Source organism: Photobacterium kagoshimensis (assembly GCF_050337045.1).
In the GTDB taxonomy this organism is placed as follows: Bacteria; Pseudomonadota; Gammaproteobacteria; order Enterobacterales; family Vibrionaceae; genus Photobacterium; species Photobacterium kagoshimensis.
This window is the reverse complement of the sequence record NZ_JAKJSO010000009.1, coordinates 1-22,741: the sequence shown is the minus strand read 5'-3', so window position 1 is coordinate 22,741 and position 22,741 is coordinate 1. Positions and strand designations below refer to the sequence as shown.

The window sequence follows — 22,741 nt, the reverse complement described above, 5'->3', positions numbered from 1 at the left end:
TGGATATTAAAAGAAATCAAAAGAAATCATCAACCTTATGATTTTAACTCATACTCATCGAATACATAGAGTCACGCATTACTGTGAGTACGCGCTGACGTAACCATTGGTGTGGTAAGTCACTGTCATATTTGGGATGCCACATCAGCCAGTACTTATGTTGCTTCACTGGCATAGGTAATGGCAGGTAATGAATGGGATAAGTCGGCTTCATGTTCAATGCAATATGCTCAGGTACCACCATTAACATGTCGCTACGACTCAGGGTATTAAATGCAGAGGTAAAAAAAGGCACCCGAAATTTAATATCTCGCTTGAGCCCTTGCGAGGATAGATGCTGATCAATAAAACTGTCTTTATCGCCACCACCCGACACTGAGATATGGCTATAACTTAAAAACTCCGTCAATGAGAGCTGGTTTTGTTGAGCTAAAGGATGGTGCTGACTCATCACGCAAACAGGGTAATCAGCGCCGATCGGCTCACCGCATAACCCTTCTGGCAATGCAGAAAGCATAGATGAAAACAGATGAATATCGCGCTGGCCTAATTCGGAATAAAAGTCAGGTTGCCACAATTGATATTCGACTGAGACTTGTGGCGCTTGATCACGCAGTAGCTCAACCACATCGGGCAAAATATACTGGGCAACATAATCCGACGATGATAAAACCACTTTACCCTGCCAGGTTTGCGGATCAAAAGTATCTAACTGGAGGATATGCTGGCAATCATCCAGCATGGCATCTAGCTTCACTTTCAATTGCGCCGCTTTGGGTGTCATCAGTAAGTGATTACCATCGCGGACCAACAAGGGATCACGAAAAATATCACGCAGCTGATGGAGTTGTCGACTCACGGCCGACTGGGTGATATGCAGCCGCTCTGCCGCACGGCTAACATGACACTCTTCCAGTAAAACTTGCAAACTCACCAATAAGTTAAGGTTGATATTTTTCATGTCTTTTCGTGTCTTAAACCTTAGCGATGGACGCAAAAGCCCCCTGCGTTAGCTTCACCAAGTCTTGTGGTGAAAGTTCAATTTCAAGGCCGCGTCGACCTGCACTCACACAAATAGTAGAAAACTCAGCTGCAGATTGATCAACAAATGTCGGCAAGCGCTTTTTCTGGCCTAACGGACTTATGCCACCAACAACATACCCTGTAGTTTTCTCTGCAATACTAGGATCAGCCATATCAGCTTTCTTACCACCAGCCGCTTTTGCCGCTGATTTAAGATCGAGCATGCCAGCGACAGGGACAACAGCCACTGCCAGTTTTTTCGGGTCACCATTTAACGCAAATAACAGTGTTTTAAAAACCTGTTGTGGATCTTGCCCTAGCGCATCTGCAGCTTCTAAGCCGAAATTGGTATTAGCGGGATCGTGCTCATACTGATGAACTTGATAAGTGATCCCTTGTTTTTTCGCTAATTTAATTGCTGGCGTCATCGTGATAATTCTCTTTTTTAACAACTAACGTTAAATCAATGCTTTTATCATACGCTTTTCAAGCCATAAAAAAACGGCTCCGATAAAGGAGCCGTTTTCTTTCATTTATACGAGTGCTTATTTGTAAATGATTTCACCTTTTGGTGCGAAGGCATTCACATCAACTGGGCTGTTGCTTTCCAAGAACTCTTTTAGAACTTCAGCATCCACAAAGCCAGTATTTACGTAACCTGGATGGTCAGCCAATTTAGGGTAACCATCGCCACCAGCAGCGTTAAAACTTGGTACAGTAAAGCGGTATGTTGCTTTAGGATCGAGTTTCTTACCATTAAGAACAACGTTGCTTACTTGGCCATCCGCAACGGTCATGGAGATACCATAAAACTGTGCGTAAGCACCTGAATCAACGGGTTTAGTCGCAACAACATTTAAGTAATCAAGTACTTCAGCACCGCTCATGTCGGTGTAGGTTACAATGTTGCCAAACGGCTGAACCGTTAATACGTCTTTGTAAGTGATATCGCCAGCAGCGATAGAATCACGCACACCACCAGAGTTCATAACCGCAAAGTCCGCTTTAGCACGTTGCATGTGTGAAGCGGCAATTAAACGACCAAGGTTAGTTTGCTTAAAGCGAACAACGTTACGATCACCTTCTAGTTTACCGTTTGATTCCGCGATCTTAACGTTAAGCTGTTCTTGGCCTTTTTCTTGATAAGGCGTTAGGAAATCAAGTACTTCTTCGTTTTGCGCAATTTCATCTTGAATGAAGACACGCTTCTTCGAGCCATCAGCCAATTTCACTTTTTTCTTCAAGTTCACTGGCACTAGGTCGTAGCTCACCATGCGTAGCTCACCGTTTTGAAATTCAAAATCAGCACGGCCTACATATTTACCCCATTCGTGTGCTTGAACAATCCAAGTACCATTTTGGTTATCTGGTTTACATGCATCACCTGGTTTGAAGTTCTTGTTGTACATGTTTGGACCTTCCATGCACACAGGTTCTTGCGAGTGACCACCCACGATCATATCCAGATCACCTTCCTCTAGATAACGCGCTAGCGCAACATCACCTGGCGCATTCACCCCACGGTTACCATTTACATAATGGCCCATGTGGGTCGCTGCTATGATCACATCAGGGTTCTCAGTTTCACGCAGCTCTGCAATCACTTTTTTAGCTTCCGCTTTAGGATCGCGGAACTCAACATCACCGATATATTCTGGGTTACCGATTTTTGCCGTATCTTCGGTTGTTAAACCAACAACAGCAATTTTAATGCCTTGCTGTTCAAAGATTTGATACGGCTGGAATAAGCGCTCACCCGTTTTCTTATCGTAAATATTTGCCGATAGGAATGGGAAATCAGCCCAACCTTCTTGTTTACGAAGCACATCTAATGGGTTATCAAACTCATGGTTACCCAATGCCATCGCATCGTAACCCAGCATGTTCATGCCTTTAAAATCGGGTTCAGCATCTTGAAGATCTGATTCTGGAACACCAGTATTGATGTCACCACCAGAAAGAAGCAACGCAGTACCACCATCAGCTTTTACTTCAGTTCGAATTTGGTCAAGCAAGGTTTTACGTGCCGCCATACCATATTCGCCATATTTGTTTTCCCAAAAACGGCCATGGTTATCATTCGTATGAAGGATAGTAATTTTATAAGCTTTGTCGGCTTCCCAAGTAGGAGCGTTACTATCAGCTTGGCTTGCACAGCCACTGAGTACTGCAAGTAAAGCTGCACTTAATGCAGTTTTAGCAAATAGGCGTTGCTTCATGAATATCACCTTAAATCAGTTATTATTATTCCTTTATGCCACTACTCTTTGTTGTACTTAGAAAGACAATCATTAGAAGTAGAAATCAGCGTTAGTTTAAAATAATTACTGAGAGCAAGTGCATCCATTTCATGAATATGTAGGTTTGATCACCATACTGTGGTGCTAATTGTCTGATTTATTGCAAAATTGCATAAAAAAGCTCTACCGAAGTAGAGCTTAATAATAATTGGCTTTATCTATGCAAGCGAGTAATTGCCTGCAGGGTAAGCTACGCTGCTGCAGCCTCTCGTGCTGCATGTTTTACAAACACAGCGGCAACCGCAGCAATCGCTAAAAAGAAGCAATAATAAGAGTGACTAACCACTTCTAACGGTGAAAGCCCGAACACAGAGCCCAGCAATAAGCCTTGTGCACCGTATGGCAAAATGCCTTGTACCACACATGAGAAAATATCGAGTAGACTTGCCGCGCGACGTGGCGTAACACCGTTAGTTTCAGCTAACTCACGTGCCACACCACCCGAAACGATAATCGCAACGGTATTATTGGCTGTACAGCAGTTTGTTAAACTCACCAGACTAGCAATACCCAGCTCGCTCGCACGTAGGTTTTGGCCTTTCGTATGTCCTTTACTAAAGACATTAATCACACGGCTAATGAACTGCGTTAAATAGGCTAAACCACCTTGTTGACGCATGAGTTCCCCCATACCGCCAATTAACATCGACAGTAAGAAGATCTCTTGCATGTTACCAAAGCCCGCGTAAATATCTTGTGCATAGGTAGCAAGGCCGTAACCTTCAGTTGCAACTAAACCGACACCGCCAGCCAGAACAATCCCTAAGCTCAGAACAACAAACACGTTAACGCCAGACACCGCTAATACAAGAATAGTGATATACGGTAGAACTTTGAGCCACTCAACATCACCAGTTGCAGGTACCTCAGTGGCTGTACTACTAAACGCAAACAATAAAATAGCAGCGATTGCAGCAGGCAAAGCAATGCCGATATTCTCTTTGAATTTATCGCGCATCTGACAGCCTTGTGAACGAGTAGAGGCAATCGTTGTATCAGAAATAATGGATAAATTATCCCCAAACATCGCGCCACTTAGTACGACACCCGCTGTTAGCGCAACATCCATACCTGCAGCTTGCGCGATACCTAATGCAACAGGCGCTACCGCAGCAATAGTGCCCATTGAGGTACCCATTGCCGTAGCGATAAAGGCTGAAATAACAAAAATACCTGGCAGGATCAGACTCGATGGTAACATCGACAAGCCAAGATTCACGGTCGCATCTACACCACCCGTCGCTTTCGCCACAGAAGCAAATGCACCCGCTAATAAATAAATCATACACATAGCGATTATATCGCCATGACCGACACCGCGAATAAACTGCTCTATCGCCTTATTTAGCTTGTCTTTACTGATCAATAACGCAACCACAACAGCGGGTAATGCTGCCACTGGGGCTGGTAATTGATAAAAAGCAAAATCTACACCTTGAAAGGTTAAATAACTCCCAACACCAATAAAGAGGGTTAAAAACACCCCTAATGGTAGAAGAGCAAGTGCTGACGGAGCAATGGGCTGGTCAGTCTGAGATTGTGTTGTGTTCGACATGATGGCTTCAGACATCTATTTTAGAATTTGGCTTAGACTAAAACTAACCCCTAGCCGAGTCAACATCTAGACGTCTAAACATCCAAATTTAATACACCCATAAGCATCCAGCCACATATAAATCAAATAATGTATCATCATACTGCGGATTAATTTATAAGTTTATTAAGCCGTTAATTTTAATGGCTTTTTATTACTTCATCATATTCCACTATGGATATTCGCCGAATTTTTATAGTGGAACATGCTTTAATTAAAAATATTTATCGTTATATAAAACATCTTTTTCTCTAACTTTATTTATTTAATAATAAATTAAAACAATTTCGTGCATCGCTATAAAATCCCAGCTAAAATCCAACCACCTCAACATATATTAATAAAAAACACTATGAAGCTATCTTTAAAACAGAAGTTCATCGGTGCAAGTTTAGCTGCTGTTATAATTATGGCGACAGCATTAACTTGGTTAGCCGCTGAGCAGTTATATAATGAAACGCGTAATGGCGTTGTTTCCCGAGCTCACAGCTTAACGAATGCTGCTACTAGCACCATCAGTGAGTGGGTCAGTATTCGAGGCGATATTACTAAAGCCTTCACCCCTTTTATTCATGACGTAAATCCAACCCCATTTTTACAACAAGCAAAACAGGCGGGTGGCTTTGAAGACATCTACTTTGGTGCAAGTAATGGCGACGTTTTTGGTTCTATAGCAGGCCGAAATTATAGTGCCTACGACCCGCGTGAACGCCCGTGGTACAAGGCGGCAGCCGCTGCGGGTAAGCAAATTATTACACCGGCCTACCGTGACGCCATGAGTAATGCTTTGATGGTGACAATCACAACCCCCGTATATAATAATGGTAGCCTAGCCGGTGTTATTGGTTCTGATGTTTTAATTAATCAATTGATTAATGATGTTATAAGTTTAGATGCAGGTAAAAATGCTTATGCCATGCTGCTTGATAAGCGTGATGGCACATTCTTAGCGCATCCAAATAAAGATTTATTATTAAAGCCAATCAGTCAATATAATAATGAATTCAACTTGTCGAGCATTGAAAAATCAATGAGTGACAAATCAATTGAGTTAATTAATATCGATGGTCATGATAAGTTAATTTATTTCATTCAAGTTCCAAATACCAACTGGATCTTGGGTGTTGAAATGGATAAAGCAACAGAAGAGGCAAGTTTAACAAATCTTCTTCGTCAACTTATCATGGTTTCAGTTATTATTACTTTAGCTGTCGTTACAGCAGTTACTTTCTTAGTCAACTTCTTCTTCCGCGATCTTGATTGTGTTTCAGCAGCATTAGCAGAAATAGCGTCAGGCGAAGGCGATCTGACTCAACGCCTTGAACCTCGCTCAGATGATGAAGTGGGTCAACTCGCCCTAAACTTCAACCGCTTCGTTGGTAACATGCATCAAATGGTGATGCGCCTTCGCGATGTGTCGGATTCATTAGGTCAGCAGGCACAAACAACGGCTTCGCAAGCTGAAGAGCGTAGTACACGCATTCAACACCAACAAGACGAAATCAATATGGTGGCAACCGCCATTAACGAAATGGCGGCAGCGACTCAAGAGATCGCGGGTAATGCAGATAATACGGCGCAAACATCCGGTGAAACGGTCAGTGCCGCTGAGCATGGCTCAGAGCAAGTCACCCAAAGCCAACACTCAATTTCAAGTCTAGCGGGCGAAGTCGAAACCGCGACTGGCGTTATAGGTGAACTCAATACTCATGCTCAAAGCATCAATACCATCTTGTCGACCATTCAAGGGATTGCAGAGCAAACCAACCTACTCGCGCTGAACGCCGCCATTGAAGCTGCCCGTGCAGGTGAACAAGGCCGTGGTTTTGCGGTTGTTGCCGATGAAGTCCGTGTACTCAGCCAACGTACTCACGCTTCAACGCAAGAAATTCAGCAAATGATCGAGACATTGCAGCAAACCACTGGCCGCGCTGTGGGCATTATGGAAAACAGCCGCCATCTAGCCGAAACTTCAGTTGATGATGCAAATTCAGCCTCTGCCAGCCTCGCGCAGATTAATAATGCCGTCACGAATATCAGTGATATGGCAACGCAAATTGCTTCAGCTGCGGAAGAGCAATCATCGGTAACAGAAGAGATCACTCGCAATACCCAAGGTATCCGTGATGTTTCTGATGAACTCGCACTAGAAGCCGATGAAGCAGCTCGACAAGCCGCTGAATTGTCTCAGCTATCACACGAATTACAGCAAGAGATAAACCGCTTTAAACTATAACCTGTCGGCAGACTATTTCACTATAGTCTGCCGCCTTTTTATAAGAAGGTTATGCCGCCGCGATCAGTCAAATACCAGTGGTCATAATGCAATTATTTAAATCATCAAAAAACCTAGACTGAATATATAAGATAAGACCATAGTGCTCATTTTATAAAACACCACCCTCCATTTTGACAACCCATCAAATGCAACTTGATTTACATTGAACGCGTAATCTTTCCACGATAACGCGTATTTCTTGACGCATTATTAATATTGCGCGTCATAAAAAACACGGATCATTTATAATAAATAAAAATATTAATAAATTAATTAAATCCCCGTGCATATTAAAAACTATGTTTATAAACTTAGGCTCCCAAACAGTTCCTAAATATTACAGTGATGTAAATAATGACATTAACATTAAAACAAAAACTCATTGGTGCCAGCCTTTCGGCTGTTGTACTAATGGCAACAGCCTTAACTTGGCTGGCAGCAAACCAACTCAACAATCAAACTCGTAGCGGTGTTTATTCTCGTGTAAATAGCCTATCAACCGCAGCAACGGATGGGATCAAAGATTGGGTGAACATTCGCCGTGATATCGCGAGCGCATTTAACGATCACGCAGATCAACCTGATGTCGTGCCCTTTCTAAAACAAGCTCGAAATGCAGGTGGCTTTGACGATATCTTCTTAGGTACCCCACAAGGTAATATGTACCGCTCTCACCCTGAGCGTAACCGAGCGGACTACGATCCACGTACTCGCCCTTGGTACAAAGATGCAAACAGTGCTGGCAAACAAATTATTACTACCGCCTATCAAGATGCCATCACCAATGCACTATTAGTAACTATTGCTGAACCTGTTCGTAAAAATGGTCAATTACAAGGTATTGTGGGTGCCGACGTCTTGATCGATCAACTGATTGAAGATGTTATTAATCTTGATGTAGGCAAAAATGCTTATGCAATGCTAATTAATAAGCAAGATGGCACTTTCTTAGCTCACCCTAATAAATCTTTATTGCTTCAACCGATTAACCGCTACAGTAGCGCTTTCTCACTATCTGCAATCGAAACGCAAATGCGTTCAGAGCAGATTGAAGAGATGAAAATCAAAGGTGTTGATAAGCTAGTTTATTTTACTGCTATTCCAAATACCGACTGGATCCTAGGTATCGAAATGGATCAAGCAACTGAAGAAGCTAGCATGCGCAGCCTGATGAGCCAGCTGTTCATCACTTCGATTGTTATTACGATCATTGTGGTTGCGATTGTTGCTTGGCTAGTGAACTTCTTGTTCCGCGATCTCGTACGTGTTTCGGATGCGTTAGCTGAAATTGCATCGGGTGAAGGTGATTTAACACAACGCCTAGAACCTCGTAGCGAAGATGAAATTGGTATGCTGGCACATAACTTTAATCGCTTTGTCGGTAACATGCATCAAATGGTGATGCGCTTACGCGATGTGTCTGATTCATTAGGCCAGCAAGCACAAACAACGGCGTCACAAGCAGAAGAACGCAGTACGCGTATTCAGCACCAACAAGACGAAATCAATATGGTTGCCACTGCGATTAACGAAATGGCAGCAGCAACACAAGAAATCGCAGGCAATGCAGATAACACTGCACAAACCTCTGGTGAAACAGTGAGTGTGGCTGAGCACGGCTCAGAACAAGTGACTCAGAGCCAGCATTCAATCTCTAGCCTTGCAGGCGAAGTTGAAACAGCAACCGGTGTGATTGGCGAGCTAAACACACACGCGCAAAGCATCAATACCATTCTTTCCACAATTCAGGGCATTGCTGAGCAAACCAACTTACTCGCTCTGAATGCTGCGATTGAAGCAGCCCGTGCGGGTGAGCAAGGTCGTGGCTTTGCCGTTGTGGCTGATGAAGTGCGTGTCCTGAGCCAACGTACTCACGCTTCAACCCAAGAGATCCAACAAATGATTGAAACCCTACAGCAAACAACAGGCCGCGCTGTGGGCATTATGGAAAACAGTCGTCACTTAGCTGAAACCTCGGTTGATGACGCAAATTCAGCTTCGGCAAGCTTGTCGCAGATTAATACTGCAGTCACCAATATTAGCGATATGGCCACCCAAATTGCCTCAGCAGCGGAAGAGCAATCTTCTGTAACAGAAGAAATCACCCGCAATACCCAAGGTATTCGCGATGTGTCTGATGAATTAGCCTTAGAAGCCGATGAAGCGGCACGTCAAGCAGCAGAGCTATCTTCACTGTCACATCAGCTACAGCAAGAAATAAACCAATTTAAACTGTAATACAGCCCAGTTGGTATAAAAAAGGGTGTCACTGATTCAGTGACACCCTTTTCTTTTTCGCTTTCTGTCCGCACCCACTTTCTTGTATGGAACAAGGGGGGCCTTAGCTTAAAAATTAAATAAAATTGCCGATACCGCTAATATCCCTACCACCAAAATAAAGTGGTTACTCACCTTGCCACGATAACGACGTAATGATTCCACTTTGTAAACCGCAATAACAGGCATAATAAACAAAATCATCGCAATAACAGGGCCAGAGAAGGCTTCCATCATACCGAGAATGCTTGGGTTCATTACCGCTGCGCCCCAAATACTCAGCATCATAAAAACAATTCCTACCTTATCAGTTGCTTTTGGCGACAAGCGAGAGTGTTTACGCACTAAACCGTTAAAGCTTTCACGAGCCCCTAAGAAATGACCAAGGAAAGACGATGAAATCGCGATAAATGCAATAACAGGGCCTAGTAGAACGATAAATGGGTTGTCATGAATATTCGCAAGGTAAGACAGCACAGAGACATTCTGCGCCTTCGCTTCTAGCAACTGCGCAGGGCTTAAACTTAATACGCATGAAAAAACGAAAAACAGCACAAAGCCAATCAGCATGATTGAGGTACGTTTTAAAATATGCTCCGCTTTATCATTGGCTGCGTGTGCATAGTGACGACGCTGCGCTTGAGCAAAACTAGAGATCGCGGCAGCATGACTAAAAGCAAAAACAGTCACAGGAACGGAAAGCCACACTGTCAGTGAGAACTCACCCACACTTGGCATAGCGCTCATAGTCGGTAAGTGCCAATTCGGGATCATGTATAACGATAGGCCAAATAAAATAGCGGCTAACGGGTAAACAATCACCTCAAATGCTTTGAGCATCACTTTCTCACCTGCCAGCATAATAGTGATCATGCCCAAGACTAATAGGCCAGAAAGCACGATACGCGATGGCGATACAAAGCCAAGCTGATTGACAATAAAACTATCAACGGTATTGGTTAAGCCCACACCGTAAATCAACAAGATCGGAAAAATAGATAAGAAATACAGTACCGAGATCACCTTACCCGCAGAACGACCAAAATGCTCTTCCACCACATCGGTAAAATCGGCTTTATCATTACGTGAAGATAGCACGAAACGGGCTAAGCCACGGTGGGCGAAATAGGTCATCGGGAAAGCCAGTAACGCCATTAATACCAAAGGCCAGAAACCACCAGCACCTATGTTGATAGGCAAGAAGAGAATACCCGCCCCCACAGCGGTACCAAACAGGCTTAGCATCCAACTTGTATCGTGTTTACTCCATGAAGAACTGGACACGCCTTCATTGCTTACTGGTATATCTTGAGATAATGACACGTTACAACCTACTTCTGCGGAATTAAAATCTGACCGAAGTATATCGACTTGGCATTTAATTCTCACAACGCGAACGACAAACATCTCGCTCCATAACCATGAAATATATAGTTACATACCCCACTATAAAAGCGATGAATAATCTATTTACCTGGAAGAGCCTTTCACAGCAGAGTTATTCACCAAATTTTTCTAATTTTCATTTTTTTATTACTGAACAAAAAAGCCCCAGTAAGCGAACTTACTGGGGCTTTCCACTAGCTGTTAGTAATACTAACGCACTGGTGATCAGTTAATTTCGATCGGTTCGAACGATTTAACCAGATCATCAAGTTGCTTCATTTGCTTCAAGAAAGGTTCTAGCTTATCTAATGGGAAGGCCGATGGTCCATCACAAAGTGCCTGATCAGGTGTTGGGTGCGCTTCCATAAATAGACCGGCAATACCTGCAGCAAGACCACAGCGCGCAAGATCGACGGTTTGCTCACGACGACCGCCAGAAGCAGCGCCTAGTGGATCACGACACTGTAGTGAGTGCGTAACATCAAAGATGATAGGGCTGCCTTTTGATGCTTTTTTCATTACATCAAAACCAAGCATATCAACCACTAAGTTATCGTAACCGTGCAGTACACCACGCTCACAAAGAATGATGTTTTCGTTACCGCACTCTGCAAATTTCTCAGTGATGTTACCCACTTGGCCAGGGCTCATGAACTGTGGTTTTTTCACATTAATCACAGCGCCTGTTTTCGCCATGGTCTGAACCAAATCAGTTTGACGTGCTAGGAAAGCTGGAAGCTGAATAACATCAACCACGTCAGCAACAGGCTGCGCTTGGTGATGCTCGTGGATATCCGTAATGATCTTTACGCCAAAAGTATCTTTTAGCTCTTGGAAAATCTTCAGGCCTTCTTCCATACCAGGGCCACGGTATGAATGTACAGATGAACGGTTAGCTTTATCGAAAGACGCCTTAAACACATAAGGGATGCCAAGCTTATCTGTCACCTCAACGTAATGTTCACAGATCTTCATCGCTAAGTCGCGAGACTCAAGCACGTTCATACCACCAAATAATACAAACGGCTTATCATTTGCTACATCAAGATCGCCAACGCGAACTACTTTCTGTTCCATCATTATCTTTTCTCTTTATTAGTGAAGGGTCAGCGGCTCTTCGTTCAGGGCTGCGACTTGCAACTTCAATAGCTCAGCTGCAGGATCTTCAGGGCATTGTTCTATAAAATAGCTGTAATCAGAGGCTGCAACATGGCTACAATCCAGTTTTTGATAGATGTAGCCGCGATCACGAATTTCATGCGGGTCATCAGGCTGCAATTTCAACGCCAGATCGCTACAGCGCAATGCGTCGGTATATTGTTCTTCACGTAACAATGCACTTTTCATGACCGTTAACCAACGCTTAATAATGTCGCTGTTGGTTGCATTCGCTAAGTCAGCATCGCCAATTTGCGCAAATGGGCCTTTTGCTCCTTTAAGCCAACCGCGTAACGTACGCATGCTTAAAAACTCACCATCAAACGGGTTGATGTATTGAACTTCACCTTGGTACCAAGTCACTTTCAAAATAAACTGGGTCGGAAAACCCACACTGCTGACGGGTAAATCAAGGTGATTGGCCAAATAAAGAAATATAGCGCCTAAGCTAACAGGAATACCACGCTTACGATCTAACACTTTATCTAAGTAGATATTGTCAGACGAAAAGTATTGCTGCTCGTCCCCTTCAAAGCCCCATTCACGATAGAATAAGCGGATTAATCCATCCAATCGTACATGTGGGTTAGGTTCGTCCATCAGCGCGTGCTCAGCTTCTTTTGCCATACGCTCGAGTTGGATTTGTACCCAGCCTTTCGGAAAGGCAGGATCCGTTAAGGCTGTCATGGCTAATGCCCCTTCAACAAGCGGCATTTGCTCTAATTCTTCATGGCTAAAGTTCACGTTAATCACCCTAAAAATGATGTTTTGGTCATCGCGATGTTAGCGGCAGCAACCAGCCAACCTAATGCACCAAAGTAAGCAAACGTTTTAAAGACTTTGTTCTTACCGTATTTCAGCGTAAAGAAGCCCAGCGCAATGTACGCCAATACACAGCTTAGTTTTTGTGTTAACCAGCTACCCGCTTCGGTAAATGGTATGAAGCCCGTAATAAAGATCAGCGCGACACCCGATAAAAGCAAAATGGTATCAACCACATGTGGGGCTATTTTTAAGAATTTTTTCTCATTTAGCGTTGAATTTGCCATCATCAAGCAATAGCGAATTGTGAATAACAATACGCTTAAAACAATGGCCACCATGTGAAGGTGTTTAGCAGCTGCATACATAGTTTTGTCTCTCTATCCTTGCCAACACCCAAGCGTTACACGATCTAACCCTGCGTAATCTTGAGCGGTTTCTACTTGGGTGTACCCCAAATCCTGTAAAATTTGACGAACGGCGAAGCCTTGCTCGAAGCCATGCTCCATCAACAACCAACCACCGCTTTGTAAGTGCTGGCGCCCTTGCTCACTGATAATACGAATATCCGCGAGGCCATTATCAGGCGCAACCAGTGCCGTTAACGGTTCAAAGCGAACATCGCCTTGTGACAAATGCGGGTCTTGATCGTCGATATAAGGCGGGTTACTCGCAATCACTGCAAACTGATCATCTGCCGTTAATGGGCTATACCAGCTGCCCGATACAAACGCAGCATTGGTGATACCTAAACGCTGGCCGTTTTCAGTCGCGAGTTGCGCGGTTTCAGGACGAAGATCAATACCAACCACAGACGCATCAGCACGTTCAGATGCCAGCGCTAACGCAATTGCACCAGTACCTGTCCCTAAATCCAACACGCGACATGGCTGAGTTGGCATTTTATCCAACGCCAATTCAACTAAGCGCTCGGTATCAGGACGAGGGATCAAAGTATGTGGTGCCACTTTTAGTGGCAGCGACCAAAACTCACGCTCACCCACAATATAAGCCACAGGTTCGCCATCAAGACGGCGCGCAATTAAAGCATCAAACGCAATTTGCTGCTGCTCATCTAAGGTTTTCTCGGGCCATGTCAGTAAATAACTGCGTGGTTTATCGAGAACATGGCAAAGCAGTACCGCAGCATCAATATGCGGGCTATCAGAGCCCGCATCGGTCAATTGCGCTGTAGTTTGCTTAAGCAAAGCGTCAATCGACAGCGCCATTAGTTTTGTTCAGCCATAGCTGCAAGCTGATCCGCTTGGTGCTCAACCAATACTGGTTGAATCAAGCTATCTAAATCACCTTCCATAACTTCGTTTAGGCGGTAAAGAGTCAGCGTAATACGGTGATCCGATACACGACCCTGTGGGTAGTTGTATGTACGGATACGGTCTGAACGGTCACCCGAACCTAGCAGGTTACGACGCGTGCTTGCTTCTGCTTCGTGACGACGTTCTTCTTCCGCTTTGATGATACGCGCAGCCAGTACAGCCATCGCTTTAGCTTTGTTTTTGTGCTGTGAACGCTCATCCTGACACTCCACAACAGTGCCTGTTGGTAAGTGCGTAATACGAATGGCAGAATCGGTGGTGTTAACGTGCTGACCACCCGCGCCTGATGCACGGAATGTATCAATTTTCAAATCTGCCGCTTTGATCTCAGGAAGCTCCGCTTCTGGGATCTCAGCCATTACCGCAACGGTACAAGCCGATGTATGCACACGACCCTGTGATTCTGTCGCAGGTACACGCTGTACTCGGTGACCACCAGATTCAAATTTTAAGATACCGTAAGCACCTTCGCCGTTTACTTTCGCGATCATCTCTTTGTAACCGCCTTGCTCAGAACGGTTTTCATTGATCACTTCGATGCGCCAGCCTTGACGCTCTGCGAACTTGCTGTACATACGGAACAAGTCACCCGCGAAGATACCCGCTTCATCACCACCTGCACCGGCACGAATTTCAACAAAACAGTTGTGATCATCATTCGGATCTTTCGGGATCAATAGCACTTGCAGCTCATCTTCCAGACGAATGATGTTCGCTTTCGCGTCTTTCACTTCTTCTTGCGCCATTTCACGCATTTCAGGATCGTCTTCTTGAGCCATTTCTTCAGCTGCTTCTAAGTCTTCTTTCGCTTGCTGATATGCTTGGAAGGCTTTGGTCACTTCTTCTAGCTGCGAATACTCACGTGATAACGCACGGAACTTATTTTGGTCAGCCAAAACACCTGGGTCACCAAGAAGATGTTGAACCTCTTCGTAACGCTCAACCAAAGTTTCTAATTTAACTAAAATGGACGGTTTCATAATTCACTACAAATCAATGTTCTGTTTATGGCGATAAGCAGCATCTCTTCTTAAGATGCTTAACTTACCGCCTCGAATAGGACGTCGCTATTTACTTTTGGCGCTTAGATTCTGCGAATCTAACCCTAGGCTTTCACGAATAACGGCCAGCTTTTCCGGTTCACCATGGTGAGCGGCTTGCTGCATAGCGCGTGTTGGGGCATGAATCAACTTATTGGTGAGCTTGTTACTTAACTCGGTTAATACCTTTTCAGGATCACCGCCATTAGCCAGTAACTGTAAACTGCGGCTCAACAAATCTTGCTTAATTTCATCAGCATGGCAACGATATTGACGAATACTATCAACAGCTTCCAGCGAGCGTAACCAACTCATAAAAGCGGCACTTTCTTCACTGACAATGGCTTCTGCCTGAATCGCTGCCACTTTACGCTGTTCACGGTTTTTATTCACAATACTTTGTAAATCGTCCACCGTGTAGAGATACACATCGTTCAGATCACCCACTTCTTGCTCGATATCACGCGGTACCGCGATATCTACTAATAGCATAGGCTGATGACGACGTGCTTTGATCGCTTTTTCTACCATCCCTTTGCCCACAATGGGTAACGGGCTGGCTGTTGAACTAATAACAATATCCGCACGGTGAAGATGATCAGGAATATCCGGTAAACCGATCACCTCGGCACCAAATTCTTTCGATAACCCCGCCGCGCGTTCTTTAGTTCGGTTAGCAACAATCAGGTTATTACACCCTTGTTCAACCAAGTGGCGCGCCACAAGCTCAATGGTTTCACCGGCACCTACCAGTAAAACCGTCGCTTCTGACATCGACTCAAAAATCTGTTTCGCTAAAGTGCAAGCAGCAAAAGCAACCGATACGGCATTACCGCCAATATCCGTTTCTGTACGAACTCGTTTTGCTACGGTAAAGGTTTTATGAAACAGCTTCTCAAGCATGCCGTGCACCGCTTGGTGTTCACCTGCATCTGAGTAGGCTTGTTTAACCTGACCTAAAATTTGCGGTTCACCTAATACCAATGAATCTAGGCCGCAAGCAACACGCATTAGATGGCGTACTGCGGCTTGTTCTTCATGGAAATAAAGGCTTGGCATGAGCTCATCAGCAGACAACTGATGAAATTGGCTTAACCAATCAATAAGCACACCTGGCCCCGCCTGAGTGACGTCGCAATACAGCTCCGTGCGATTGCACGTAGAGATGATAACGCCACTATTCACGTCAGGGTGTGTGCCTAGCTCATGTAGGGCGGCTGTTAGCTTATCAGGAGAAAAAGCCACTTTTTCACGCAAATCTACAGTCGCAGTATTGTGATTGATGCCTAATGCAAGCAAGGTCATGGAGACGGTGTACCAACTTCGCCAAATGAAAAGATCTAGGGCGGGATTTTACTTGATGACCCACCGTAATAAAAGGAAACAGGCGGAATCATTCATCATAGAGTGCACATTTGTCGCTTTTCAGATGCTATTTTATCCACTCATCGACAATAAACATCATAAATGGAACCGCATGAAATTGCTTATTAAGCCAATGCTAAGCTTGTGCTTCTGTTACAGATTTTCATTTTATCACCACGGCTTTTATTTGGCTTATCGTTCATTTACCGCTATTGTTTGCCCAAACTAACGAATGAGCTATTCGCCATGAATTTATCCATGCCATCACGGTTTAAACACCGTTATCGCCTGCTTTGCAGTGCCTTAATGCTGATTTTATTGGCAGGTTGTGCCCAACAAGCACCGATTCAATCAACCAATTGGCAAACCCACCAATATGCTCTAGAGCAGCTCAGCCACTACCAAGCAAAAGGTAAATTGGGCTATAAAGGGCCCGATCTTCGCTTTGGCGCCAACCTAGTATGGAAAACCGCCCCGCAAAAAGATCACCTGCTACTCACTAACTTTCTTGGTAGCACGCTACTGAAACTCGATGCGACTGAATCGGGCGCCACACTCATCGACAACAATGGTCGCCGTCATCAAGGACCGAATGCTGCTGCGTTAGTACAACAACTCACGGGCATTAACCTTCCTATTGAACAAATGCGAGATTGGTTAATTGGCCTACCAACAGCGGCCGATACCTACCAACTTAATGAACAAAACCTGGTCAGCTATTTAGCGAAAACCGTGGGTAATCAAACGTGGGAAATGACGTTTGATGAGTACGACTACAGTACCCAACCTATACTCCCTAAAAAAATGCTGCTGACCCAAGGCGAACAGCGTATCACCCTTATCATTCACTCTTGGTCTTTGAAATAAGTTATGAATAGCCCAGTACTCACCCAAACCACTTGCTGGCCTGCGCCTGCAAAACTCAACCTATTCTTATACATCACAGGTCGCCGACCTAACGGCTACCATGACCTACAAACCTTATTTCAATTTTTGGATCACAGCGATACGCTTACCATCACCGCCAATAATAGTAATGACATCACCATTACCCCGACTATTGAAGGTGTACCAACAGAAGATAACCTGATTTACCGCGCAGCCGATGCCCTACGTAAAGCCGCTGGCATTAAAGCAGGTGCCGATATTCATATCGATAAAATTTTACCTATGGGTGGCGGCTTAGGTGGCGGCTCATCTGATGCAGCAACCACCTTGGTTGCACTCAACTATTTATGGCAAACAAAGCTAGACGTCGAGCAACTGGCAGAGATAGGTTTAGCCCTAGGTGCAGATGTACCCGTTTTTGTCCGTGGAGTGAGTGCTTTTGCTGAAGGTGTCGGTGAACAATTACAGCCTGCGCAGCCACAAGAAAAATGGTATTTAGTCGCAAAACCAGACGTTAGCATCGCAACCGTCGATATTTTCACCCATTCTGATTTAACACGCGATACGGAAAAACGTAGCTTGAACGCACTATTAGCAGGGACTTACGAAAACGATTGCGAAAAAATAGTAAGAAGACTGCACCCTGAGGTTGATAAGGCGCTTTCTTGGCTGTTAGAATATGCGCCGTCAAGATTGACTGGCACTGGCGCATGTGTGTTTGCTGAATTTAGCACTCATCGCGAGGCCATTGCAACACTGGACAAATTACCTAACTGGCTCCACGGATTTGTCGCAAAAGGTGTCAACACATCTCCCTTATTGACAGCCTTGAGCACACTTTCTTCGGATGGTCAGTAACTACAACTTGGACGCAACCCTGAGGTTTCCACCGTGCCTGATATGAAGCTGTTTGCTGGTAACGCTACACCAGAACTAGCCCAACGCATTGCTGACCGTCTATACATCTCTCTTGGAGATGCGACTGTTAACCGTTTTTCTGATGGTGAAGTATGTGTTCAGATTAATGAAAACGTTCGCGGTAGCGACGTATTTATTATTCAATCAACTTGTGCACCAACTAACGACAACCTAATGGAGTTAGTTGTAATGATCGATGCACTTCGTCGTGCATCTGCAGGCCGTATTACCGCTGTTATCCCTTACTTCGGTTATGCTCGCCAAGACCGCCGCGTCCGTTCTGCTCGTGTGCCTATTACTGCAAAAGTCGTTGCTGATTTCCTTTCTAACGTTGGTGTTGACCGCGTTCTGACTGTTGACCTGCACGCTGAGCAAATCCAAGGCTTCTTCGATGTTCCAGTTGATAACGTATTCGGTAGCCCTGTGCTACTTGAAGACATCCTGGCGAAGAAACTGGAAGATCCAGTCGTTGTATCTCCAGACATCGGTGGCGTTGTGCGTGCACGTGCTATCGCTAAACTACTAGACGATACTGACATCGCTATCATCGACAAACGCCGCCCTCGTGCGAACGTTTCTCAGGTTATGCACCTGATCGGTGACGTTGAAGGTCGTGACTGCATCATCGTTGATGACATGATCGATACTGGCGGTACGCTATGTAAAGCAGCAGAAGCACTGAAAGAGCGCGGCGCTAAGCGTGTATTCGCTTACGCAACTCACCCAGTATTCTCTGGTACGGCTGTTCAAAACATCCGTGAATCAGTTATCGACGAAGTTATCGTGACTGACTCAATTCCTCTATCTCAAGAAATCAAAGACACAGGTCGCGTATCTGTTCTGACACTTTCTGGTATGTTAGCGGAAGCTATTCGTCGCATTAGCAACGAAGAATCAATTTCAGCAATGTTCGAACACTAATCGAGCGAAGCAGGAACTGACAAACGCCTCGCTTTTGCGGGGCGTTTTGCTTTTAGGGCTATAACAACCTTATCGGGCAATAACCGCGATCCGTATCAATCTTTCCTCGTTTGGTATAACATAGCGCGCGTTTTCAGCCTAAGACGAGAGAAATCAAGCGTGAGTAACCAAATTCGTCTACTAGTTGGCCTGGCAAATCCGGGCCCTGAGTATGCTAGAACTCGCCACAATGCCGGCGCATGGGTCGTCGAAGAGTTAGCGCGTGTTCATAACATCAGCTTACGAGAAGAATCAAAATACTACGGTCTGACTGGCCGGATCATGGCAAATGGCCAAGATCTCCGCTTGTTGATCCCAACAACATTCATGAACCTGTCAGGTAAATCCGTGGCAGCACTGGCTAATTTCTACCAAATTAAACCGGAAGAAATTCTAGTGGCGCATGACGAGCTCGATCTCCCGCCTGGAGTAGCGAAATTCAAGAAAGGCGGTGGGCACGGTGGGCATAATGGTCTGCGTGACATCATCAGTAAAATGGGCAACAACAAAGATTTCTATCGCTTACGTGTTGGCATAGGCCATCCTGGCGACAAGAATAAAGTCGCCAATTTTGTTCTAGGTAAAGCGCCAGCTAAAGAGCAAGAGTGCATTGATGCGGCAGCCGATGAGGCCGTACGCTGCATGGACATCTTACTTAAAGATGGGCTCAATAAAGCACAGAACCGACTACATTCATTCAAAGCAGAGTAAACGTTTTTCACTCTGTTTATGATTTTTTATTAGTAATGTTTGCCACGTTGCGTTTTATCAACAGTAAACGTGGCACTAAGTAATCACCAAAAGGGTTTAATACCATGGGTTTTAAATGCGGCATCGTTGGTCTTCCTAACGTTGGTAAATCAACACTATTTAACGCTTTAACTAAAGCTGGTATCGAAGCAGCGAACTTCCCGTTCTGTACTATCGAGCCAAACACTGGTGTCGTACCTGTGCCAGATCTACGTCTTGACGCGCTAGCTGAAATTGTAAATCCTGAGCGTGTTTTACCAACAACGATGGAATTTGTAGATATCGCGGGCCTAGTCGCTGGCGCATCTAAAGGTGAAGGCCTTGGTAACAAATTCCTAGCTAACATCCGTGAAACTGATGCTATCGGCCACGTTGTTCGTTGTTTTGAAAACGACAACATTGTTCACGTTGCAGGTAAGATTAACCCGCTAGACGATATCGAAGTGATCAACCTAGAGCTTGCTCTGGCTGACCTTGATACTTGTGAACGTGCGATTCAGCGTCAAGCTAAGCGCGCGAAAGGCGGTGATAAAGATGCTAAATTCGAAATCACTGTACTTGAAAAATTACTGCCTACACTAACTGAAGGCGGCATGGTACGTTCAATCGAACTAGCAAAAGAAGAACTAGCAGCGATTGATTACCTTCACTTCCTAACAATCAAACCAACTATGTACATCGCCAACGTGAGCGAAGACGGTTTCGAAGATAACGAATTCCTAGACATGGTTATTGAATACGCTGCGAAAGAAAATGCAGTTGTTGTTCCTGTTTGTGCCGCTATCGAATCTGAAATTGCTGAACTTGACGATGCAGATCGTGAAGAGTTCCTAGCAGACATGGGGATCGAAGAACCTGGCCTTAACCGCGTGATCCGTTCAGGCTACGAACTACTGACGCTACAAACTTACTTTACCGCAGGCGTTAAAGAAGTACGTGCTTGGACTATCCCTGTAGGTGCAACTGCGCCACAAGCAGCAGGTAAGATCCACACTGACTTCGAAAAAGGCTTTATCCGCGCTGAAGTTGTCGGTTACGACGCATTCATCGAGTTCAAAGGTGAAAGCGGTGCAAAAGAAGCAGGTAAATGGCGTCTAGAAGGTAAAGATTACATCGTTAAAGATGGCGATGTGGTTCACTTCCGCTTCAACGTATAAATCAAAATCCGTTAAAAGCGCATTTTGATGCATAAAGTTTTATAAGCCAGCATGATTGCTGGCTTATTTTTTGCCTGCCGTTTATCACTAACTTCATCTGATAACCCAGACAAAGCAAGTGTTTACCTGCTTAAAAAAGCTGGCTTCGTGCGCCAATCATTCATTTCGCCCAAATATCCATCGAACAATGCGATTTTATTGAGATTTTCAAAAAAACTGTTGACGCTTTTCGCTGGTATGAGCATAATGCGCCCCGTTCCCGAGTTAGCGGTCAGTCATCTGACAGCGAAATTCGAAGAACCATTATGGCTACGTAGCTCAGCTGGTTAGAGCACATCACTCATAATGATGGGGTCACAGGTTCGAATCCCGTCGTAGCCACCATTTCTCTTTTGAGAAATCATCGAAAGATGTAAAATTTTACCAGATGCGGACGTGGCGGAATTGGTAGACGCACCAGATTTAGGTTCTGGCGCCGAGAGGTGTGAGAGTTCAAGTCTCTCCGTCCGCACCATTCTCTTAACTCGGTTAAGAGGGCCTAAACAAGAATTTAGGCAAGTTGCTTCGTTACTCTTATTGAAGTAACCGCTAGTAACACTGTAGGGCTATCGCCAAGCGGTAAGGCAGCGGCTTTTGATGCCGCCATCCCCTGGTTCGAATCCAGGTAGCCCTGCCACATTTTATTATGTGGCTTATATTCAGAGWYTTTCTTTGTATACTAAGCGGCATGATCAAATACCTACTCATTGAGTAGAACAACATGGCTACGTAGCTCAGTTGGTTAGAGCACATCACTCATAATGATGGGGTCACAGGTTCGAATCCCGTCGTAGCCACCATTTCTCTTTTAGAGAAATCATCGAAAGATGTAAAATTTTACCAGATGCGGACGTGGCGGAATTGGTAGACGCACCAGATTTAGGTTCTGGCGCCGAGAGGTGTGAGAGTTCAAGTCTCTCCGTCCGCACCATTCTCTTAACTCGGTTAAGAGKGCCTAAACAAGAATTTAGGCAAGTTGCTTCGTTACTTATTTGAAGTAATCGCTAGTAACACTGTAGGGCTATCGCCAAGCGGTAAGGCAGCGGCTTTTGATGCCGCCATCCCCTGGTTCGAATCCAGGTAGCCCTGCCACATTTTATTATGTGGCTTATATTCAGAGWCTTTCTTTGTATACTAAGCGGCATGATCAAATACCTACTCATTGAGTAGAACAACATGGCTACGTAGCTCAGTTGGTTAGAGCACATCACTCATAATGATGGGGTCACAGGTTCGAATCCCGTCGTAGCCACCATTTCTCTTTTGAGAAATCATCGAAAGATGTAAAACTTTACCAGATGCGGACGTGGCGGAATTGGTAGACGCACCAGATTTAGGTTCTGGCGCCGAGAGGTGTGAGAGTTCAAGTCTCTCCGTCCGCACCATTCTCTTAACTCGGTTAAGAGGGCCTAAACAAGAATTTAGGCAAGTTGCTTCGTTACTCTTATTGAAGTAACCGCTAGTAACACTGTAGGGCTATCGCCAAGCGGTAAGGCAGCGGCTTTTGAT

At 44.8% G+C, this 22,741-nt stretch carries 19 protein-coding genes and 8 tRNA genes; 16 read left to right on the top strand and 11 right to left on the bottom strand.

The window, feature by feature from the left end:
- Window positions 1–43: 43 nt before the first annotated feature.
- The 4 genes from L4C35_RS03470 to L4C35_RS03455 form a co-directional block, all read right to left on the bottom strand.
- Window positions 44–961, bottom strand: a complete 918-nt coding sequence (locus tag L4C35_RS03470; RefSeq protein WP_428461577.1) for a LysR family transcriptional regulator — start codon at window positions 959–961, stop codon at window positions 44–46.
- A gap of 13 nt (window positions 962–974) precedes the next feature.
- On the bottom strand, window positions 975–1,451 hold the full coding sequence (gene ybaK / locus L4C35_RS03465) for a Cys-tRNA(Pro) deacylase (RefSeq protein WP_428461576.1): 477 nt from the start codon (window positions 1,449–1,451) through the stop codon (window positions 975–977).
- A gap of 117 nt (window positions 1,452–1,568) precedes the next feature.
- A complete protein-coding gene (gene ushA, locus L4C35_RS03460) occupies window positions 1,569–3,242 on the bottom strand; it encodes a bifunctional UDP-sugar hydrolase/5'-nucleotidase UshA (RefSeq protein ID WP_428461575.1) in 1,674 nt (557 codons plus the stop codon).
- Between the two features lie 271 nt (window positions 3,243–3,513).
- A complete protein-coding gene (locus L4C35_RS03455) occupies window positions 3,514–4,878 on the bottom strand; it encodes a Na+/H+ antiporter NhaC family protein (protein ID WP_428461574.1) in 1,365 nt (454 codons plus the stop codon).
- A 391-nt stretch (window positions 4,879–5,269) separates the two neighbouring features.
- Between L4C35_RS03455 and L4C35_RS03450 the strand changes: the two genes are divergently transcribed.
- Both L4C35_RS03450 and L4C35_RS03445 read left to right on the top strand, forming a co-directional pair.
- A complete protein-coding gene (locus tag L4C35_RS03450; RefSeq protein WP_428461573.1) occupies window positions 5,270–7,153 on the top strand; it encodes a methyl-accepting chemotaxis protein in 1,884 nt (627 codons plus the stop codon).
- A gap of 396 nt (window positions 7,154–7,549) precedes the next feature.
- Window positions 7,550–9,433, top strand: a complete 1,884-nt coding sequence (locus tag L4C35_RS03445; protein ID WP_428461572.1) for a methyl-accepting chemotaxis protein — start codon at window positions 7,550–7,552, stop codon at window positions 9,431–9,433.
- Between the two features lie 108 nt (window positions 9,434–9,541).
- Here the strand turns inward: L4C35_RS03445 and L4C35_RS03440 are convergent, their stop codons facing one another.
- The 7 genes from L4C35_RS03440 to hemA all read right to left on the bottom strand — a co-directional run bounded on the left by L4C35_RS03440 (window position 9,542) and on the right by hemA (window position 16,460).
- Window positions 9,542–10,795, bottom strand: coding sequence for an aromatic amino acid transport family protein (locus tag L4C35_RS03440; protein ID WP_428461571.1), 1,254 nt, complete (start codon window positions 10,793–10,795; stop codon window positions 9,542–9,544).
- Window positions 10,796–11,083: 288 nt separating this feature from the next.
- On the bottom strand, window positions 11,084–11,938 hold the full coding sequence (gene kdsA / locus L4C35_RS03435) for a 3-deoxy-8-phosphooctulonate synthase (RefSeq protein WP_428461570.1): 855 nt from the start codon (window positions 11,936–11,938) through the stop codon (window positions 11,084–11,086).
- A 15-nt stretch (window positions 11,939–11,953) separates the two neighbouring features.
- The gene (locus tag L4C35_RS03430; protein ID WP_428461943.1) at window positions 11,954–12,730 is read right to left on the bottom strand and encodes a SirB1 family protein; all 777 of its coding nucleotides are present in this window, start codon (window positions 12,728–12,730) and stop codon (window positions 11,954–11,956) included.
- Between the two features lie 35 nt (window positions 12,731–12,765).
- The gene (locus L4C35_RS03425) at window positions 12,766–13,146 is read right to left on the bottom strand and encodes a SirB2 family protein (RefSeq protein WP_428461569.1); all 381 of its coding nucleotides are present in this window, start codon (window positions 13,144–13,146) and stop codon (window positions 12,766–12,768) included.
- Window positions 13,147–13,158: 12 nt separating this feature from the next.
- Window positions 13,159–14,007 carry a peptide chain release factor N(5)-glutamine methyltransferase gene (gene prmC / locus L4C35_RS03420; RefSeq protein WP_428461568.1) on the bottom strand — a complete coding sequence of 283 codons (849 nt, stop codon included), beginning with the start codon at window positions 14,005–14,007 and terminating at the stop codon, window positions 13,159–13,161.
- Window positions 14,007–15,095: a peptide chain release factor 1 gene (gene prfA, locus L4C35_RS03415; RefSeq protein ID WP_428461567.1), complete on the bottom strand. Its 1,089-nt coding sequence runs from the start codon at window positions 15,093–15,095 to the stop codon at window positions 14,007–14,009. Before prfA ends, prmC begins: the two co-directional genes overlap by 1 nt.
- 87 nt (window positions 15,096–15,182) lie before the next feature.
- Window positions 15,183–16,460, bottom strand: coding sequence for a glutamyl-tRNA reductase (gene hemA / locus L4C35_RS03410; protein ID WP_428461566.1), 1,278 nt, complete (start codon window positions 16,458–16,460; stop codon window positions 15,183–15,185).
- A gap of 306 nt (window positions 16,461–16,766) precedes the next feature.
- Here hemA and lolB point away from each other — a divergent pair, with 306 nt between their 5' ends.
- The 14 genes from lolB to L4C35_RS03340 all read left to right on the top strand — a co-directional run bounded on the left by lolB (window position 16,767) and on the right by L4C35_RS03340 (window position 22,617).
- A complete protein-coding gene (lolB, locus tag L4C35_RS03405; protein WP_428461565.1) occupies window positions 16,767–17,387 on the top strand; it encodes a lipoprotein insertase outer membrane protein LolB in 621 nt (206 codons plus the stop codon).
- 3 nt (window positions 17,388–17,390) lie between these two features.
- Window positions 17,391–18,266: a 4-(cytidine 5'-diphospho)-2-C-methyl-D-erythritol kinase gene (ispE, locus tag L4C35_RS03400; protein WP_428461564.1), complete on the top strand. Its 876-nt coding sequence runs from the start codon at window positions 17,391–17,393 to the stop codon at window positions 18,264–18,266.
- A 33-nt stretch (window positions 18,267–18,299) separates the two neighbouring features.
- Window positions 18,300–19,247, top strand: a complete 948-nt coding sequence (locus tag L4C35_RS03395; RefSeq protein WP_048900985.1) for a ribose-phosphate pyrophosphokinase — start codon at window positions 18,300–18,302, stop codon at window positions 19,245–19,247.
- Between the two features lie 159 nt (window positions 19,248–19,406).
- Window positions 19,407–19,997, top strand: a complete 591-nt coding sequence (gene pth, locus L4C35_RS03390) for an aminoacyl-tRNA hydrolase (RefSeq protein ID WP_428461563.1) — start codon at window positions 19,407–19,409, stop codon at window positions 19,995–19,997.
- A gap of 104 nt (window positions 19,998–20,101) precedes the next feature.
- Window positions 20,102–21,193: a redox-regulated ATPase YchF gene (gene ychF / locus L4C35_RS03385; RefSeq protein WP_428461562.1), complete on the top strand. Its 1,092-nt coding sequence runs from the start codon at window positions 20,102–20,104 to the stop codon at window positions 21,191–21,193.
- Window positions 21,194–21,244: 51 nt separating this feature from the next.
- Window positions 21,245–21,523 carry a hypothetical protein gene (locus L4C35_RS03380; RefSeq protein WP_428461561.1) on the top strand — a complete coding sequence of 93 codons (279 nt, stop codon included), beginning with the start codon at window positions 21,245–21,247 and terminating at the stop codon, window positions 21,521–21,523.
- Window positions 21,501–21,577 (top strand) — tRNA-Met (locus L4C35_RS03375). The genes L4C35_RS03380 and L4C35_RS03375 overlap by 23 nt, the downstream gene beginning before the upstream one ends.
- Before the next feature lie 45 nt (window positions 21,578–21,622).
- Window positions 21,623–21,707, top strand: a tRNA-Leu gene (locus L4C35_RS03370).
- Between the two features lie 87 nt (window positions 21,708–21,794).
- A tRNA-Gln gene (locus tag L4C35_RS03365) sits at window positions 21,795–21,869 on the top strand.
- Window positions 21,870–21,955: 86 nt separating this feature from the next.
- A tRNA-Met gene (locus tag L4C35_RS03360) sits at window positions 21,956–22,032 on the top strand.
- A gap of 46 nt (window positions 22,033–22,078) precedes the next feature.
- Window positions 22,079–22,163: transfer RNA gene (locus L4C35_RS03355), tRNA-Leu, on the top strand.
- An 86-nt stretch (window positions 22,164–22,249) separates the two neighbouring features.
- Window positions 22,250–22,324, top strand: a tRNA-Gln gene (locus L4C35_RS03350).
- Window positions 22,325–22,410: 86 nt separating this feature from the next.
- A tRNA-Met gene (locus L4C35_RS03345) sits at window positions 22,411–22,487 on the top strand.
- Window positions 22,488–22,532: 45 nt separating this feature from the next.
- Window positions 22,533–22,617: transfer RNA gene (locus L4C35_RS03340), tRNA-Leu, on the top strand.
- Window positions 22,618–22,741 lie beyond the last annotated feature (124 nt).